This is a genomic window from Streptomyces sp. NBC_01515, from assembly GCF_045040345.1.
GTDB lineage: Bacteria > Actinomycetota > Actinomycetes > Streptomycetales > Streptomycetaceae > Streptomyces.
This window is the reverse complement of sequence record NZ_CP109416.1, coordinates 7,859,291-7,875,324: the sequence shown is the minus strand read 5'-3', so window position 1 is coordinate 7,875,324 and position 16,034 is coordinate 7,859,291. Positions and strand designations below refer to the sequence as shown.

The following is a 16,034-nucleotide window of genomic DNA, read 5'->3' as shown; positions in this document are numbered from 1 at the left end:
ACGCGGCATGTCGACGTCAAGGGGCCAACTCCGGCTGGAGTAGGCCCCTTTGTCGTACCCCCCTGCCACACTGAACACTCTTCGGTTCGGCAATGGGGGACACGATGAGCGCGGAGGCGGCTGCACTGCGTCTGGGGACGACCGTGGTGAAGGCGGCGGCGCAGACGTGGCTGGGGGGCAGGCGGCGCGAGCAGGAGCGCCGGCTGCCGATGGACGAACTCGTCCGGCTGCGGGTGTCCGGGCTGCGCCAACAGCGCAGCGTCCAGCGCCAGTTCGAGGAGATGGCCGACACGGCGGCCGCGCGGATCGAGCCGTTCCTGGCCCAGGAGTTCCGCGGCCTGGACGAGAGCGGCCGGGAAGCGGCGCTCAACGGGGTGTGCGACACCTTCGCCCGCGCCGACCTCTCCGACGAGGCGGTCCTGGCTGCCGACGCGCAACCGGCCGAACTGATCCGCCGCATCACCGCATCCGTGAGCCCACCGGTCGGCCTGAACGAACCCGAAACACGCCTCTACGAACTCCTCTTCAGCGAATGCTGCGAGTACTACGTCAGCATCGTGCGCACCCTCCCGGTCTTCGAGGAGCGGACCCTGGCCGAACTCCTGGCCCGCACCAGCTCGTTGAGCGACCGGGTCGCCCGCGTCCTCGAACGCCTCCCCGACCGCTCCCTGTTCGCCCCCGACGGCACCGACCGGGACCAGGAGTTCCGCCGCTGGTACATGGAGCTGGTCAGCAACACCCTGGACGAGGTGGAACTGTTCCGCCGCACGTCCGACCGCGCCGCCGCGCAGGTACGGCTGTCGGTGGCCTACGTCAGCCTGCGGGCCACCGGGGACGACGGGACCCGCCGCCGCGCCGCCGTCCGCACACTGCCGCTCAGGCCGGACCTGAGCGGCTGGGAGGAGTCCGGGACGGAGAGCTCCGGGATGCGGGTGGAGTCGGCGCTGGGCGGGGCGTCCAGGGTCCTGCTGCGCGGCGAGGCGGGCTCCGGCAAGACCACGCTGCTCCGCTGGCTGGCGATCACGGCGGCCCGGGGCGCCTTCACCGCCGAACTCGCCGACTGGAACGGCCTCACACCCGTCTTCGTCAAACTCCGCGAGTACAGCGGCCGTTCGTTGCCCAAGAAACCCGAGGAGTTGCTGGACGGAGTCGCCGGGAACATCACCGGGATCATGCCCAGGGGCTGGGTGGAGCGCCAACTCCGGCACAACAAGGTCCTGTTACTGGTCGACGGAGTGGACGAGTTGCTGGGCTCGGAGCGACGGTTGGTGCGTGACTGGCTGCGCAAGCTACTCGGGGCCTACGGTGGCATACGGGTCGTCGTGACCTCCCGCCCGACCGCCGCCGGGGCGGACTGGCTGCGCCGGGAGGACTTCACCGCGCTGCACCTCGACCGGATGACACCCCCGGACCTGGCCGCGTTCGTACGGCAGTGGCACGAGGCCGTACGGGAACTCGGCGATGAACTCCCCTGCGGCGTCGACGAGTTGCCCCGCTACGAACAGTCCCTGCTCAACAGCCTCAAGGACCGCGCGCATCTCCAGTCCCTGGCGGGCACCCCGCTCCTGGCCGCGATGCTGTGCGCGATGCACCTGAACCGGGGCAGCCAACTCCCCCGGGACCGCATGGAGTTGTACCGCAACGCGCTCCACACCCTGGTCCACGACCGCGACGCCGACCGGAACGTGCCGAGTGCGCTGGACAGCAAGCTCAGCCTCGGCGACAAGCTGGTCGTGCTGCGGGATCTGGCCTGGCGCCTGTCGGACAACAACCGCAGCGAGATCGCCCTTGAGCTAGCTGCAGGTCATGTCGCGTCCAAGCTCTCGGCGATGCGGCACCTGGAGGTACAGGACGGCCTTGGGGTCCTGGAACAGCTGCGGGACCGCTCCGGCATCCTCCGCTCCCCCGTCGAGGGCCGCCTCGACTTCGTCCACCGGACCTTCCAGGAGTACCTGGCGGCGGAAGAGGCCACGGAGGAGGACCGCATCGGCAACCTCGTCGGGCGGGCCCACCTGGACCTGTGGCGCGAGACGATCATCATGGCCGCGGGGCATGCCAACTCCCGTCAGCGGCAGGAGCTGTTGGACGGGATCCTGGATCGGGCGGAGGCGGAACCTCGGTATGCGCGGGGGCTGCGGTTGCTCGCGGCTTCTTGTCAGGAGACGTTGCCGACGGTCCCGGATGGGCTGGCGGGGCGGTTGGACGGGGCGGTGTCGGCGCTGCTTCCGGCTCGTCGGCGTACGGATGCTCCGGCTTTGGCGGCTGTGGGGACGAGCTTGCTGCGGCGGTTGCCGCGTTCACTGGGCGAGTTGACGGAGAAGGCCGCGGTGCAGACGGTGCGGACCGTGGCGATGATCGGGGGTGAGGAGGCGTTGGCGTTGATGGTGAGGTATGCCGCGGACCGCCGTGACCCCGTCGTCCAGGAAATCATCGACGCCTGGGCATACTTCGACGCGGACGCCTACGGCGAGCAGGTACTGGCCGGGTTGCCGTTGGCGGGACACCACGTGAGTCTCACGCACTCCCAACAGTGGCGCGCAGCGACTCGGTTGAAGTCCGTCACGCAGCTGTTGATCCACTACCCGCTCCCGACGCTCGCTGCCGTGGATCAACTCCCACCCGTGGGGATCCTGTCGGTCTTCGACCTCCGTGGCCCCGGAGACCTCTCAGTGCTGTCGGCTCACCCACAGCTACGGCACCTCACGGTCTTGGGGCGAGGAAAGCTGCACGGACTCGAATCCGTGGAGAACTTAGGGAACCTCTCCTACCTGGCGCTCGGCCACGGGGGCATGGCCGACCTCGACAGTCTGCGTCTCGGTCCGACCACATCCTGGCTGTGCTTCTACGAGCTGAACGGGACGTGCGAACTAACCGCTTTGAGTAATTTCCCCGATGTCGAATGCCTCCTTCTGTCGACCGCGAGCACGTGTACGCCACGTGGCCTGAGCAGCGTCTCAGCCATGCACGGGCTCCATGACCTCATCCTCAGAGTCATGCACTTGCCGGAATGGCTGACAGCACGTGAACCCCTTCCGGCCCAACTGCGGACGCTCATACTGGAGCGCTGCGTCGCGCCTGGGGACTCCCGCGCCTACCGCGACCTCAGCTCCCTCGACTTACTACACCTATCGTCCTGCCGGTCTCCCGACGGCACTCCCATCACCACCCTCGACCTCCCGGTCAAGAACCTCAACATCACCTGACCCGCAAACGCCAACGGCCCCACCCTCCCGCAGGAGAGTGGGGCCGCAGCAAGCGAGTTGAAGCGCTGCTCAGTGCCAGCTGTGCGGCGCCCGGAATCCACCCTCGCGCTCCAACCGGCGCCAGCCGGCCTTGGGAAGCGGACGGTGAGCCGGGGCTTCCGCGGGCGCAGCCGCCGCACGGGCCAGCAGGATCGCCGTGATGGCGGCGACTTCCTCGGGCTCGGCGTGGCCCTTCTCGACACGAATGTCAGGGGTGCTCATAGGTTCAGTCTCCGTGGATGAGGTTTCCGCGGGTGTACCGCGAGGAATCCGCTGGATTACTGCGGGGGGTTGCCGTGCTTACGCGACGGCAGGTCGGCGTGCTTGGTGTGCAGCATCGCGAGCGACTTGATGAGTACTTCGCGGGTCTCGGCGGGGTCGATGACGTCGTCGACGAGTCCGCGCTCAGCCGCGTAATACGGGTGCATCAGCTCGGACTTGTACTCCTTGACCATGCGCGTCCGCATCGCCTCGGGGTCCTCGGCGTCGGCGATCTGGCGGCGGAAGATGACGTTGGCGGCACCTTCGGCGCCCATCACGGCGATCTCGTTGGTGGGCCAGGCGTAGGTGAGGTCGGCGCCGATGGACTGGCTGTCCATGACGATGTAGGCACCTCCGTACGCCTTGCGCAGGATGAGCGAAATCCTCGGCACGGTGGCGTTGCAGTACGCGTAGAGCAGCTTCGCTCCGTGCCGGATGATTCCGCCGTGCTCCTGGTCGACGCCGGGAAGGAATCCCGGAACGTCCAGGAACGTAACGATCGGAATGTTAAAAGCGTCACACATCTGGACAAAGCGCGCAGCTTTTTCGCTGGCCTCGATGTCCAGGACGCCCGCGAGGGTCTGCGGCTGGTTGGCGACGATGCCGACGACCTGGCCGTCGAGGCGGGCCAGCGCGCAGATGATGTTGCGGGCCCAACGCTCGTGAATCTCCAGGTAGTCGCCGTCGTCGACGATCTCCTCGATCACCTTGGTCATGTCGTACGGCCGGTTGCCGTCCGCCGGGACCAGGTCGAGCAGGATCTCCGAGCGGCGCTCGGCCTCGTCGCTCGACTCGGCGCGGGGCGGGTTCTCGCGGTTGTTCTGCGGGAGCATCGACAGGAGGTAGCGCACCTCGGCGAGGCAGGTCTCCTCGTCGTCGTAGGCGAAGTGGCAGACGCCGGAGGTCTCGGCGTGGACATCGGCGCCGCCGAGGCCGTTCTGCGAGATCTCCTCACCGGTGACCGCCTTGACGACGTCCGGGCCGGTGATGAACATCTGCGAGGTCTCGCGGACCATGAAGACGAAGTCGGTGAGGGCGGGCGAGTACGCCGCGCCGCCGGCGCACGGGCCGAGCATCACGCTGATCTGCGGGATGACCCCGGAGGCCTTGGTGTTGCGCTGGAAGATGCCGCCGTACCCGGCGAGGGCGGAGACGCCCTCCTGGATGCGGGCACCGGCGCCGTCGTTCAGGGAGACCAGCGGAGCCCCGGCCGCGATGGCCATGTCCATGATCTTGTGGATCTTCGTGGCGTGGGCCTCGCCCAGCGCGCCGCCGAAGATCCGGAAGTCGTGCGCGTAGACGAAGACCGTGCGGCCCTCGACCGTGCCCCAGCCGGTGATGACACCGTCGGTGTACGGCTTCTTGGCCTCCAGGCCGAAGCCGACGGCGCGGTGCCGGCGCAGCTGCTCGACCTCACGGAAGGACCCGGGGTCGAGGAGCAGGTCGATACGCTCCCGGCCGGTCAGCTTCCCCTTGGCGTGCTGCGCCTCGGTCGCCTTCTCGCTCGGGCCGGCCAGTGCCCGCGCACGAATCTCGTGCAGCTCGGCCACTCGCCCACGCGCGTCAGTCGGCTCACCCGGCGCCTCATCCAAAACGGTCATGTACTGACCCTACGAAGGGGACCAAGGAAAGGGCGCCGTCGACTCTGCACAGTCTCCGGACCGTTTTCCTGGTACCCCTGAACAGAACCTCACCGGCATGCAGCCGTTCCGACTGCTCACGGGGCATGCTGGTTGTAGGGGTTACACAAACCTGACAGCTGAGAGCCACCTCACATTCACGTGCGGCGGATGCCATCCCCAGAGTGACTCCCGAGTGACTCCCGAGCGCCCCCCGAAGCGATTCGCGGAGTGATTCTCGCGTTGCCGGGGCCGCCGAGAGGGCGTACTCGTAGTAGTTGGCGCAACACCCTGCGGATGATGTTGAAAATTGAATGGAATAGGTCTACGGTCCTTCGTGTTGGCATCGTTGAACGTTCAACAGATTCATCCCCGCGCCACTCCCGCACCACCCCCGCTTCATCCCCGCACCACCCCCGTCCCCTTTAGGAGCACGTCATGGGCATCTTCGGCCGCAAGAGCGACGAGACCGACACCACCTCGGCACCCGCCGCCGTCAACCCCGACCTGGCCGCGCTGACCGGCGAGTACACCATCGACCCGTCGCACACCACGCTCGGCTTCACCGCCCGCCACGCGATGGTCACCAACGTCAAGGGCAAGTTCCTCGACTTCACCGGCACGCTGCACCTGGACGGCAGTGACCCGGCCAAGTCCACCGCGTCTCTCGACATCAAGATGGACAGCATCGACACCGGCTCGCCGGACCGTGACGGTCACCTCAAGAGCGCGGACTTCTTCAAGACGGACGAGTTCCCCACGATGACCTTCCGCTCCACCTCGGCCGAGGCCCTGGGCGGCGACGACTACCGCGTCACCGGTGACCTGGAGATCCTCGGCACCACCAAGCCGATCACCATCGACCTGGAGTTCAACGGCGCGGCCAAGGACCCGTTCGGCAACGAGCGCGTGGGCTTCGAGGGCAAGGCCGAGATCCTGCGCTCCGAGTTCGGCCTCACCTGGAACGCGGCGCTGGAGACCGGTGGCGTCCTCGTCTCCGAGAAGATCAAGCTGAACTTCGACATCTCGGCGATCAAGAGCGCCTGAGCTTGAGCCAGACCGCCAGGTCCTCGATCTCGGCGTCCACGGCATCGGCGATGCTCCGGGTGAACTCCACGTCCTGATGGACGGCGTTCACCAGGAGCACGCCGGCCTTGCGGTCGGCGGTGGCGTCGAGCTTTCCGACGAGCCGGTCACCGTAGAGAATCGGCAGGGCGAAGTAACCCCAGCGGCGCTTCTCGGACGGTTTGTACATCTCCAACTGGTAGTCGTAGCCGAAGAGTTCGGCGGTGCGCTTCCGGTCGTGAATCAGCCGGTCGAAGGGCGAGAGCAGTGCGGCCCGCCCGCTGAACGGCCGTTCCAGGTATGCCGGATCGACCCGCCACTCCCCCTTCACCCCTTCTACGACGGCCCGTTCGCCGACCTCACCGACGACAGCGGGTTCGACCGGGAGTGCGGTGCCGGTGGCCCGGGCGATACCGAGGGCGCGCAGCCGCCGTTCGTTACGCAGGCGCCGCGCTTCGTCGAGCGGCACGGCGGGTTCGTCCGGGTAGACGCGTGCGGCCAGGTCCCACAGCCGCTCCCGCCCCGCACGCCCCGCGATGGCGACCTCCCCCCTCAACACCATCAGCTCCAGCAGCTGGCTGACGTTGCGGTTGTGCGTCCACCCCGACGACTTCCACGGCACCGCGCACGTGTCGGGCAACTCCCGTGAGGTGAGCGGCCCTTGACCGCCGAGCCGTTCCAGAATGTCCCGCCTGCACGCGTCGTTGGCGACGACCCACTCGCGGTAGTGCTTCGACTCCCTTTCCCATACGGCCATGTCGGCGCGGTACAGCGCCAGGTCCTCGCTCGGGCGGATCATCGCCCGCAGTTCGAGGAGGGTCCGCTCCTTGAGCGCGGTGGCCAACTCGTCCGGTACGTACGACGAGCCGAGGCGGCTCCAGGCGACCAGGTCGGCGTTCGGGGCGATCGCGGCGATCGGATCGATCTGGAGCAGGGTCAACTGCCTCACGACCGCGTGGAGTTCGGTGGGGCGATGGGCGTCGAGGAGTTGAGCCTGGACGGCGATGCGGCGGGCTTGGGGGCGGGTCAGTTCATGCATGGGGGCTCCACTCGACGCGTGCGGTGAGGCGGTGTGCCCCTCGTTGCCACCACTCGGGGTCGGTGGCCCGCTCGTACTCCTTGCGCAGGCCGGCCGGGATCAGGCGCAGGTGGGTGTCGGGCAGGGGTCTGTCGTTGGCCGCGGCCCACGCGGAGATCTCCTCGAAGTCCGGGGCCGGTGAACCCATGATCGCGTACACGGGAAGCCGGGCTTCCGCGAGTGCGGAGCGGGGCAGGGAGAGGCCGAAGCGTCCCTCGAAGACGGCCAGGCCGAGGCGCTTACGGTCTTCGTAGTCGTCGATGCCAAAACCGATCCTGGGGTCGCGGTAGGTCCCTCCGTCCGGGCGCAGGATCCCGGCGGCCACGAGGTCGGGCAGGAGCAGATCGGGTTCGTCCCCGTAGCGGTTGTCCTCCTCGCAGAGCCCGAATCCGCAGACGGTGCGGCCGTCGCGCGCGTACATGACGGTGGTGGGCGGGTGCTCCGAGTTGTAGTGGTAGTGGACGGCTTCCCCGCCGTCGCGCGATGCCTCCGCCAGTCGGTCGAGGTAAGGACCATAGGTGATGGCGAACGCCCAGCCGGCGTCCTCGCCGACGCGGATCACGGCGCTGCCCGGCCCGCGATCGGGGTAGGCGTCGATGTCGAGATCGGCCACCTCGGCGTCGGTCATCGGTTCCGCCGTCGCCCCGAGCGGTGCGCCCATGCGAAGCGCGAGTTCCTCGACGCCGATGCCGCAGGCGAAGTGGACGTCCAGCATCCACCCGGAGCTCGACGTAGCACCCACCATCCACTGAATGCCGTCGCCCACGTGCCGCCCCTTTCCGCAACGAACAGGCGCCCTGCCTGTGTCTGTTGACCCTAGGACGACCCACTGACATCCCGGGCACTATGGGTACGGCAGTCGGTAGTGCTGCGTGGGGACGAGCGGTGGGCGGGGCGAGTGGGCGACGGGGATTACTTCGACTTTCGGGGCGGTACGTTCCACGGGCCCGTGACGGGGAAGTCGGAGTCCCCGCGTGCGGCACCCTCCCCCACCGCGTTGTCGGCGTTGCCTGCCGCGCCCGCCGTCTTCACCGGTCGTGAGGATGAGGTGGCCGAGTTGTTGGGCGCCCTTGATCCGGGGGTCGGTAGTGGTTCCGAGTCCGTGGTCATCTCCGCCGTCTCGGGGTTGGGTGGCGTCGGAAAGACCGCGCTCGCGTTGTGTGTTGCGCATGCGGCGCGGGGGCGGGGGTGGTTTTCCGGGGGTGCGCTCTTCGTCGATCTGCGGGGGTACGACGAGGTTCCGGTGACTGCGGATCAGGCGGTGCTGGCACTGTTGCGGGCGTTGGGGGTGGGGGATGCGGATCTGCCGCCTACGGCTGATGAGCAGTACGCGCGGTATCGGGGCGAGTTGAGTTCCCGTGAGCCTGTGCTGATTCTTCTGGACAACGCCTCCGACCCGGCTCAGATCGTTCCGCTGCTGCCGGGAGAGGGGGGCGGACATCGGGTTCTGGTGACGTCCCGGGAGGTCCAGGACTCCCTTCCGGTACGGCAGTTCAGGGTCAACGGGCTTACACCAGATGCTTCGCGAGATCTTGTCGATCGGTCGCTTCGGCTGTCCGACCCCGGAGATCGTCGGGTTGCGGAGGAGCCGGAGGCTGTACGCCAACTCGCTGAACTGTGCGGTCACTTGCCGCTCGCCTTGCTGATCGTCTCGGCGTTGCTACGGCGTCGGCAGCGGCCGGTTTCCACACTGGTCAGTGAGTTGCGGGCGGCCGAGGATCGGGTGCGGGCGTTGCGAGCGAAGGGGGTTGATCAGTACGGCAAGGAACTGAGTCTGCGCCCCGTGTTCGACGTGATGTATGCACGGTTGGAGCCTGAACTCGCCTGGGTTTTCCGACTGTTGGGGCAGGCGCCGGGGGACAGTATCTGGCTCGGGGCCGCGATCAGCCTGACCTCGCTGGAACCGGAGTACCTGGAACCACTCCTCGACGAACTGACCGCTGTCTCGCTCCTCACCGCACTCCCAGGTGGTGAGCACTGGGTGATGCATGACCTCGTTCGGGTCTACGCCCGACTCGTCGCCGTCGAGGATCCCGGGGTGCATGAGGAAGTGGCTGAGGCCCGGATGAAGTTGCTGGAGTTCTACTGCCACCTGCTCGTATCCGCCAAGGCTCACGTCGAGGGGATCTCTGAAGCGGCACCCCAGGATTACTTCGACACACGCGAAGGAGCCCTGAAATGGCTCGACTCCGAGCGTACGGGACTGTTGGAGATCGTCCACTGGACCGACGGCGAGGACAAGGGGCGGCCCCTCTCCCTGCTGATCGTCCTGTACCTGGACAGCTACCTCAGCCTTCGACGTGCCTTCGACGACTGGGCCACTGTGACGAAGGCCGCATATGAAGCCGCCCGCCGGGTCCGCGACTCCTGGGCCGAGGCCAAGACATCCGGTGCTCACGGCTTAGCCCTGTTCCACCTCCGGCGGTTCGAAGAGGCCGAGACCGCCCAGCGGCGAGCCCTGCGATTGTCCGAGGAATCCGGCGACGCCAAAGGACAGGCCATGGCGTGGAACCACATCGGAATTACGCTGCGAGCGCTCAGACTGTATGACGACGCGATCGATGCCCACACCCGCAGCGCGCGGATCGCCGCCGAGATCGGCCTGGTCCGGCAGACATCAAGGGTACGCATGAATCTCGGTGCTGCCCTAAGTGAGGCGGGTCGCACGGAAGAGGCACACGACGTCTTCGAAGAAGCCCTGGCCATCCACGTGGAACTCGGCGACAAGGAAGGCGAGACAATGGCCCGTAACGGTCTTGGCGTCGCCCTCTTCAAGCTGGGCCGACATGAGGAAGCCACCACCGCCTTCGTCCATGTTCTGGGGCTGTGCGCCGAATCCGGCGACTGGCACTACCGGGCCAACGCCTGGAGCAACCTGGGGACGACCTGGAACGAGTTGGGGTTGTACGACAAGGCGCTCGGAGCCCACAACCGGGCATTGAACTGGTACGTCTTTTTCCGCGACCGTCACGGAGAGACCCTGGCCCGGGCCAGCATAAGCACCGTGCTTCTCCAGCTCGACCGCACCCAGGAGGCACTATCAGCTCGGCGCCAAGCGCCTGATCTGTACCGGGAGTTCAGCGACGAGTCCGACATCGCCGAACTCCCAAACACTCACCCATAACCCACCGCGAACTCGCACCACACCACCTTCCCCGGCGCCCGCTCCCCCACCCCCCACTTGTCCGCGAGCATGGAGACCAGCATCAGGCCGCGGCCGTCCTCCGCGTGGAGATCCCGGTACGGGGTGCGGACCTTTCGGAGTTCGCCGGTGCCGCTGTCGTGGACCTCGACGCGGAGGACTCCGTCGAGGTGGACGCAGAGACGGAGGGCGAGACGCCGGCCCGGTGGTACGCCGTGGAGGACCGCGTTTGTCGCCAACTCGCTTACGCAGAGCAGGACATCATCGGTGCGGTCGGTGATCTCCCAGTCCGCGAGGGTGTTCCGGGTGAACGTGCGGGCCAGCGCGACTGATCTGCGGTCGCGTCGGTAGAACGCCTGGCGGGTGTGGCTTTGGTGGAGTTGTTCGTTCATGAGGCCACTGTCACAGGCAGTCACTATCGTGGGTCAGTGAGTGAGGTCGTATTTGTTTTCTCTACGACCCCACTACGACGACTTCGGGTGTGCGCGGGGGAAAGGGACACGCATGCAATCGGCGAAGAGGCCCAAGAAGGTCGGTACTTGGCAGGCGGTCGGCGGGCTGGTCGCCCACTTCCGGAGGCAGGCGGGGCTCACGCAGGAGCAGTTCGCCGAGATCGCGAACCTGCACGTTGACACCATCAGGTCCATCGAGCAAGGGCGGCTTGCGTTGCAGGATCATCGGGCCATCGAGTTCGATGAACTGCTGCACACGGGTGGGGCGTTGTTCGCCCTGGTCGACAAGTTGCCGGTGCAGGCGCGGATGCCCGCGTTCGCACAGGGGCTCGTCGACAATGAGCAGGAGGCCGTCGCCATCCTGTCGTACGAGACACAGGTCGTGCCCGGTTTGCTCCAAACCGAGGCGTACGCCCGCTGCGTCTTCGAGTCCGGGTATCCAGCGGTCGCGGACAAGACGGCCGACCAGTGGGTGGCCAACCGGATGCAACGGCAGGAGATTTGGACACGCAAGCGGCCGCCGGTGGGGCACTTCATCATCGAGGAGAGCGCCCTGCGGCGGAACGTCGGCGGCCCGGAGATCATGCGGGACCAGATCCGCAAGTTGATCGAGGCCAACGAACCGGCCCACATGGGCGTGCAGATCATGCCGATGGACCGGATGCCCCACGCCTGCCTCGACGGTCCTCTGGTGTTGCTGGAGACGCCGGACCACGAGCGCCTCGCCTACCTGGAAGTTCAGCGCGCCAGCTTCCTCGTCGAGGACCCGGAAGAGGTGAGTAACTACCACCTGAAATATGGAATGCTGCGGTCACAGGCGCTCTCTCCCTCCGAGAGCATGCGCCTCCTGGAGCGACTGCTAGGAGAGCAATGAACACCGCAGCACGGCAGCAGTTGGCGTGGTTCAAGTCCAGCTACAGCGGCAGCGAGGGCGGCAACTGCATCGAAGTCGCTTACGCCTGGCGGAAGTCCAGCTACAGCGGCAGCGAGGGCGGGGACTGCATCGAGGTCGCCGCTCACCCCGCCGCCATTCACGTTCGTGACTCCAAGGTCGCCGCCGGACCCATCTTCACCGTCTCGCCCGGCACTTGGAGCGAGTTCCTCGGTCAGGTCACGCGTCCCTAATCCCGAACGCCGCTCCCCCCGACCACCAACAACCCCACCGCGTAAGCCGCCAGCACCCCCAACCCCGGCCACGGAGCGATCGCCAGCCTCTCCAGGTTCTTCGTCGCCTGGATGGAGAGGGCCGCCGGCATGGGGGTCCTGCGTTGCAAACGGTGTTGCCAGGTCGGGGAGTTGACCAGGCGGGACAGGGACGGGACTACGTAGAGGAAGCCCAGGCCCACGGCGGACAGTACCGCCAGGGCTCCCGTCACCGCCGTCAGCAGGGACAGCGTGGCCGCTTTGGACGCCAGGACCCGCCACCGTCCCGGCATCGCCGTGAGCGTCGTGCGGATCGTGCCCGTGCTGTACTCCGCCCCCATCGACAGCACGCCCAGGACCAGACACAGTGCCTGGCTCAACTGGACCCCGGTCAGGGTCAGTTTCACCGTGTCCTCGTGACAGGCGGCGGGAGACGGGCACACCTGGGTCGTGAGGGACGAGGCCGCCGCCGCGCCGACCGCCGCCGTCAAGGCGACCGTTGCCGCCAGGAGCAGAGCCGCCGCCGCATAGACCGCCAGGACCGCCAGGCCGTGGTACGGGGTGAGTGGGTAACAGCCGCTCTCCGGAAGGCAGTTGTGGTGGACCTGCGGGTAGTACGTGACGCCCTGCTGGATCGCGAAGGCAGCCGCCGGTGTCACCCTCAGCAGCCACTGCGCCGCCGGAGACGGAGGCGGAGGCGCTGCCATGAACATCCGGATCGTCGTCGCCGACAACCATGAGATCGTCCGGTTCGGGTACGCCGGACTCCTCGCCACCCAGGCCGACTTCACGGTCGTGGGCACGGCCCGCGACGGCGCCGAGGCGGTACGGGTCGTGGCCGCGGGCGAGTCGCCGCCCAGGCCACCCGGGATCACGCGGCGGCTGCTCGCGGAGGGGCTGTCCAGGCTGGGGCTGCGGGATCGTACGCGGGCCGTGGTGATGGCCTACGAGACGGGACTCGTCGTGCCGAGGACCGGCTGACGGCGGCGGGCGCGCGGCACCGGCAGCAGCCACCACGCCGACGCCACCGACAACACCGCCCCGACCGCGATCCCTTCGAGCCGGGTGGGCAACAGGCTCAGGGCGTCCTGGCCGAAGTAGCCGAGGAGGAGGGAGAGCGCGCAGGTCATTCCGGCGGCCCAGTAGGCGTAGTTGAGGGGGCGCAGCCACAACGCCACGGCGAGGACGGCGAACATCAGCGCCACGGCCGTGTGGCCGGTGACGCCGACCAGCGCGATGCCGGTGGCCAGCAGCGTGCCGACCGTGGCTCCGGCGAGGCGTTCAATTCCCTTGCGCAGTACGTCGGTTCGGCCGCGGTTGCCGCTCGCGGCGACGTACGCGGTGAGGACGACCCACGGCCAGTGGTCGTCGAAGAGGAGATGCCCGACGGTGAACGCGGCGGCGATTCCGGCCGCCATCTGGAGGGCCATGCGGGTGCTGGGGCGGGGGTGGAGGCGGGAGCGGCGCGGGGGTTGGTCGGGGCCGGGTTCCGCACGCCAGGCCGGGGGCCCGAACCGGTCGCCCAGCCCCTGCACCAGCCAGACCCCGGCACACGCGAGCGCCCCGACGAGCGCCGCCCAGCCCCAAGTGACCAGCCCGCTCTGCGCCTTGGCCGGCAGCGGGGGGCCGGGTACGACGAGGAGCGTCACGAGTGGGAGGGCGAGCAGGGTGCCCGCCTTGGTGGCGGCGGGGCCGTAGCGGCGGATCCAGATCGCCAGCGCCATGCCCGCCGTGAAGACGGCGGCGCCGAGCAGGTAGTGGGAGCCGATCAGTCGCCCGACGAAGATCGAGGCACCGGCCGTGACGGGCAGCAGGACGAGCGCGGTGAGGCGGCGGCGGGTGTCGGCGGTGCGCTGGGTGTTGGCGAGGGTGAGGGTCAGGGCGACCGCGAGGACGAGCACGTCGGTGTGCAGCCCGGCGGCACCCTCCAGCGAGAGGGCGGCGCCCCAGCAGAGCAGCACGGCGGTCATCGTCAGGGCCGCTTCGTACGCGTTGCGTATGAGTTTCGGGGTCACTGTCCCGAGAATAGCGGGGGTTATGGCCTCTGAATAGTAAGCATCGGCGTACGATATCCGGCATGGATCATCTCTCCGAGGCCGTCCGGATCCGTCGTGGCGTCGTACGGCTCAACCGGCGGCTGCGGCAGGAGCGCGGCAACGAGGCCGGGCTCACCCCGAATCAGCTGATCGTGCTCGGGCATCTGCACCGGCATCACTCCGCGACTCCGGGCGAGATCGCGGCGGCGGAGCGGCAGCGGCCGCAGTCTCTGACCCGGGTCTTCGGCGAGCTGGAGGCGGAGGGGTTGATCTCGCGTGCGCCGGACCCGGTCGACCGGCGTCAGTCCGTTCTCACGCTGACGGCCAAGGGGCACGGGGCGTTGGACCGGGACATGGGCGAGCGGGATGTGTGGCTGGCGGAGGCGTTGGCTTCGCTGAGTGCTACGGAGCGGGGGGTGTTGGAGTTGGCAGGGGTGTTGATGGAACGGCTCGCAGGTAGTTGATCGGCTGCGGGCCGGTGGGGGCTGGTCGCGCAGTTCCCCGCGCCCCTTAGGGGGTTGCCCCGGCCGGAGTTGCCACGCCCCTGCGGGAGTTGCCCCGGCCGGGGCTGGTATGCACCGCCGGAGCAGGTCCCTGCGGTTTCTCTCCTCTAGAAGCCTCCGCCGAAGTCTCCACCGCCGCCGTCTCCGCCGCCCCCGAAGTCCCCGCCCCCGCCGTCGCCGAAGCCGCCGCTGAAGTCGCCCGGGTCGAAGTTCGCTCCGGAGACGTCGCCGCCGTCGTAGCCGCCGGTGCCGAAGTCGCCGTAGCCCGTGCCGTAGTCGGAGGCGTAGGACGGGGTGGACATCATGCTGCCGAGGACCGTGCCGACGAGGAGGCCGGGGAGGAGGCCGCCGCCGAAGTAGCCGCCTGCCCAGGGGCCGTAGGCCGGGCCGGCGTCCCAGTACGGGCGGCGGCCGTAGTCGGTGTCGACCTCGCGGATCATCGGGTCCCGGCCGTCGGCGAGGCGGGCCTGGTCGGCCGCGCAGACCGGGACCTCGCGGGGTGCGCCGCCGGGCGGGGTCCAGGTGGCGTCGGCGACCGACGGGCCGTGGCGCGGGTCGAAGAAGCAGGGGGCCCGGCGTTCGGGCAGCGGGCGGCCCTCGCGGCGGGCGGCGAGCTGGGCGAGGGAGAAGCGGCCGTCCTCCAGGGCCTGGGTGACCGACCGGACGTCCTCCGGTTTCGTGGCCGCCGCCATGTACGACTTCGCCTGCTCGTAGGCGTCGAGGGCACGTTCGTAGTCCGCGCGCATCGCGTCGTCGGCGCCGGGTTCGGCCGGGTGGAATTCGAGGCGGTCCAGTTCCTCGCCGAACGCCGTGATGTCCTCGTCCACGACCACCCGTAGCCTGTCGAGCGCCGCCCGCTGTTCCTCCTCGCGGCGGCGACGGCCACGGCGTACGAGGGTGTACGCCCCCGCGCCACCGGCCACCAGTACCCCGCCCGCGACGATCAGCGCCGTACCGGAGACTCCCCCGCCGCCGTCCGACGAGCCGCCCCAGGACGCGGGCGCCGAGCCGCCCATGCTGGCGAGCGCGCGGTCGGTGAAGTCGGCGAGCTGAGTCTTCGCGTCCTCGCCCTGGACGCTGCTGACCAGGTTCTTCACGGCCGTGTTCGACAGGACGGAGGAGTCGGCGCGGGCGTCGAAACGGTCGCCGAGGCGGATCGCGTAGAGGCCGGTGATGCCGGTGGCGGTGCGGAGGTTCGTGAAGAGGTTCGCCGTCGGGTAGTCGGCGGGGAGGACCGTGATGAACACCGGCTTGTCCGCCTTCTTGATCCGCTGCGTGAGCGCGTCGGCGGACGACAGCCCGGAGGCCGCCGGGTCGACGTAGACGGGACCCTTGCGCAGGGCCTGCCCGATCGTCGAGACGCCGGTGTCCGCGGCGGCCGGGGACGCCATGGTCAGCGCGGCGAGCAGCAGGGCCAGCAGCAGCCCCGGGAGGCTTCGGGTCAGAGTCACGGCCTTCATGATTCGACGCTACCCGACACCGGCTCCCCAGGC

The 16,034-nt window shown here is 68.5% G+C and carries 15 protein-coding genes; 7 read left to right on the top strand and 8 right to left on the bottom strand.

Going from position 1 to position 16,034, the window contains the following annotated elements; genetic code table 11:
- Positions 1-92: 92 nt before the first annotated feature.
- Complete coding sequence (locus OG407_RS35710; RefSeq protein WP_405863656.1) at positions 93-3,203, top strand: NACHT domain-containing protein; 3,111 nt, start codon at positions 93-95, stop codon at positions 3,201-3,203.
- A 69-nt stretch (positions 3,204-3,272) separates the two neighbouring features.
- Here the strand turns inward: OG407_RS35710 and OG407_RS35705 are convergent, their stop codons facing one another.
- A complete protein-coding gene (locus OG407_RS35705; RefSeq protein ID WP_078652542.1) occupies positions 3,273-3,464 on the bottom strand; it encodes an acyl-CoA carboxylase subunit epsilon in 192 nt (63 codons plus the stop codon).
- Between the two features lie 56 nt (positions 3,465-3,520).
- On the bottom strand, positions 3,521-5,104 hold the full coding sequence (locus OG407_RS35700) for an acyl-CoA carboxylase subunit beta (protein WP_366490145.1): 1,584 nt from the start codon (positions 5,102-5,104) through the stop codon (positions 3,521-3,523).
- A 456-nt stretch (positions 5,105-5,560) separates the two neighbouring features.
- Between OG407_RS35700 and OG407_RS35695 the strand changes: the two genes are divergently transcribed.
- Positions 5,561-6,169 (top strand): YceI family protein, encoded by a 609-nt coding sequence (locus OG407_RS35695; RefSeq protein WP_328678732.1) that lies wholly within the window; start codon positions 5,561-5,563, stop codon positions 6,167-6,169.
- Here the strand turns inward: OG407_RS35695 and OG407_RS35690 are convergent.
- Together OG407_RS35690 and OG407_RS35685 are read right to left on the bottom strand one after the other, a co-directional pair.
- The gene (locus OG407_RS35690; RefSeq protein WP_405863653.1) at positions 6,156-7,226 is read right to left on the bottom strand and encodes a DNA glycosylase AlkZ-like family protein; all 1,071 of its coding nucleotides are present in this window, start codon (positions 7,224-7,226) and stop codon (positions 6,156-6,158) included. The two genes, OG407_RS35695 and OG407_RS35690, sit on opposite strands and share 14 nt — an antisense overlap.
- Positions 7,219-8,031, bottom strand: coding sequence for a DUF6461 domain-containing protein (locus tag OG407_RS35685; RefSeq protein WP_405863651.1), 813 nt, complete (start codon positions 8,029-8,031; stop codon positions 7,219-7,221). The genes OG407_RS35690 and OG407_RS35685 overlap by 8 nt, the downstream gene beginning before the upstream one ends.
- A gap of 183 nt (positions 8,032-8,214) precedes the next feature.
- Between OG407_RS35685 and OG407_RS35680 the strand changes: the two genes are divergently transcribed.
- Positions 8,215-10,389 carry a tetratricopeptide repeat protein gene (locus tag OG407_RS35680; protein WP_405863649.1) on the top strand — a complete coding sequence of 725 codons (2,175 nt, stop codon included), beginning with the start codon at positions 8,215-8,217 and terminating at the stop codon, positions 10,387-10,389.
- On the opposite strand, the gene OG407_RS35675 is transcribed toward OG407_RS35680, so the two are convergent.
- Positions 10,380-10,799, bottom strand: a complete 420-nt coding sequence (locus OG407_RS35675; protein ID WP_405863647.1) for an ATP-binding protein — start codon at positions 10,797-10,799, stop codon at positions 10,380-10,382. The genes OG407_RS35680 and OG407_RS35675 overlap by 10 nt on opposite strands.
- 112 nt (positions 10,800-10,911) lie before the next feature.
- Between OG407_RS35675 and OG407_RS35670 the strand changes: the two genes are divergently transcribed.
- Complete coding sequence (locus tag OG407_RS35670; RefSeq protein WP_405863645.1) at positions 10,912-11,733, top strand: helix-turn-helix domain-containing protein; 822 nt, start codon at positions 10,912-10,914, stop codon at positions 11,731-11,733.
- The gene (locus tag OG407_RS35665) at positions 11,730-11,984 is read left to right on the top strand and encodes a DUF397 domain-containing protein (protein ID WP_405863643.1); all 255 of its coding nucleotides are present in this window, start codon (positions 11,730-11,732) and stop codon (positions 11,982-11,984) included. The genes OG407_RS35670 and OG407_RS35665 overlap by 4 nt, the downstream gene beginning before the upstream one ends.
- Here the strand turns inward: OG407_RS35665 and OG407_RS35660 are convergent.
- A complete protein-coding gene (locus tag OG407_RS35660; protein WP_405863641.1) occupies positions 11,981-12,709 on the bottom strand; it encodes an ABC transporter permease in 729 nt (242 codons plus the stop codon). The genes OG407_RS35665 and OG407_RS35660 overlap by 4 nt on opposite strands.
- On the opposite strand from OG407_RS35660, the gene OG407_RS35655 reads away from it, so the two are divergent.
- The gene (locus tag OG407_RS35655; RefSeq protein WP_405863639.1) at positions 12,708-12,983 is read left to right on the top strand and encodes a response regulator transcription factor; all 276 of its coding nucleotides are present in this window, start codon (positions 12,708-12,710) and stop codon (positions 12,981-12,983) included. The genes OG407_RS35660 and OG407_RS35655 overlap by 2 nt on opposite strands.
- Here OG407_RS35655 and OG407_RS35650 read toward each other — a convergent pair.
- A complete protein-coding gene (locus OG407_RS35650) occupies positions 12,947-14,017 on the bottom strand; it encodes an FUSC family protein (RefSeq protein ID WP_405863637.1) in 1,071 nt (356 codons plus the stop codon). The genes OG407_RS35655 and OG407_RS35650 overlap by 37 nt on opposite strands.
- A 62-nt stretch (positions 14,018-14,079) precedes the next feature.
- On the opposite strand from OG407_RS35650, the gene OG407_RS35645 reads away from it, so the two are divergent.
- Complete coding sequence (locus OG407_RS35645) at positions 14,080-14,502, top strand: MarR family winged helix-turn-helix transcriptional regulator (RefSeq protein ID WP_405863635.1); 423 nt, start codon at positions 14,080-14,082, stop codon at positions 14,500-14,502.
- 146 nt (positions 14,503-14,648) lie between these two features.
- Here the strand turns inward: OG407_RS35645 and OG407_RS35640 are convergent, their stop codons facing one another.
- Complete coding sequence (locus OG407_RS35640) at positions 14,649-16,001, bottom strand: hypothetical protein (RefSeq protein WP_405863633.1); 1,353 nt, start codon at positions 15,999-16,001, stop codon at positions 14,649-14,651.
- Positions 16,002-16,034: the final 33 nt, after the last annotated feature.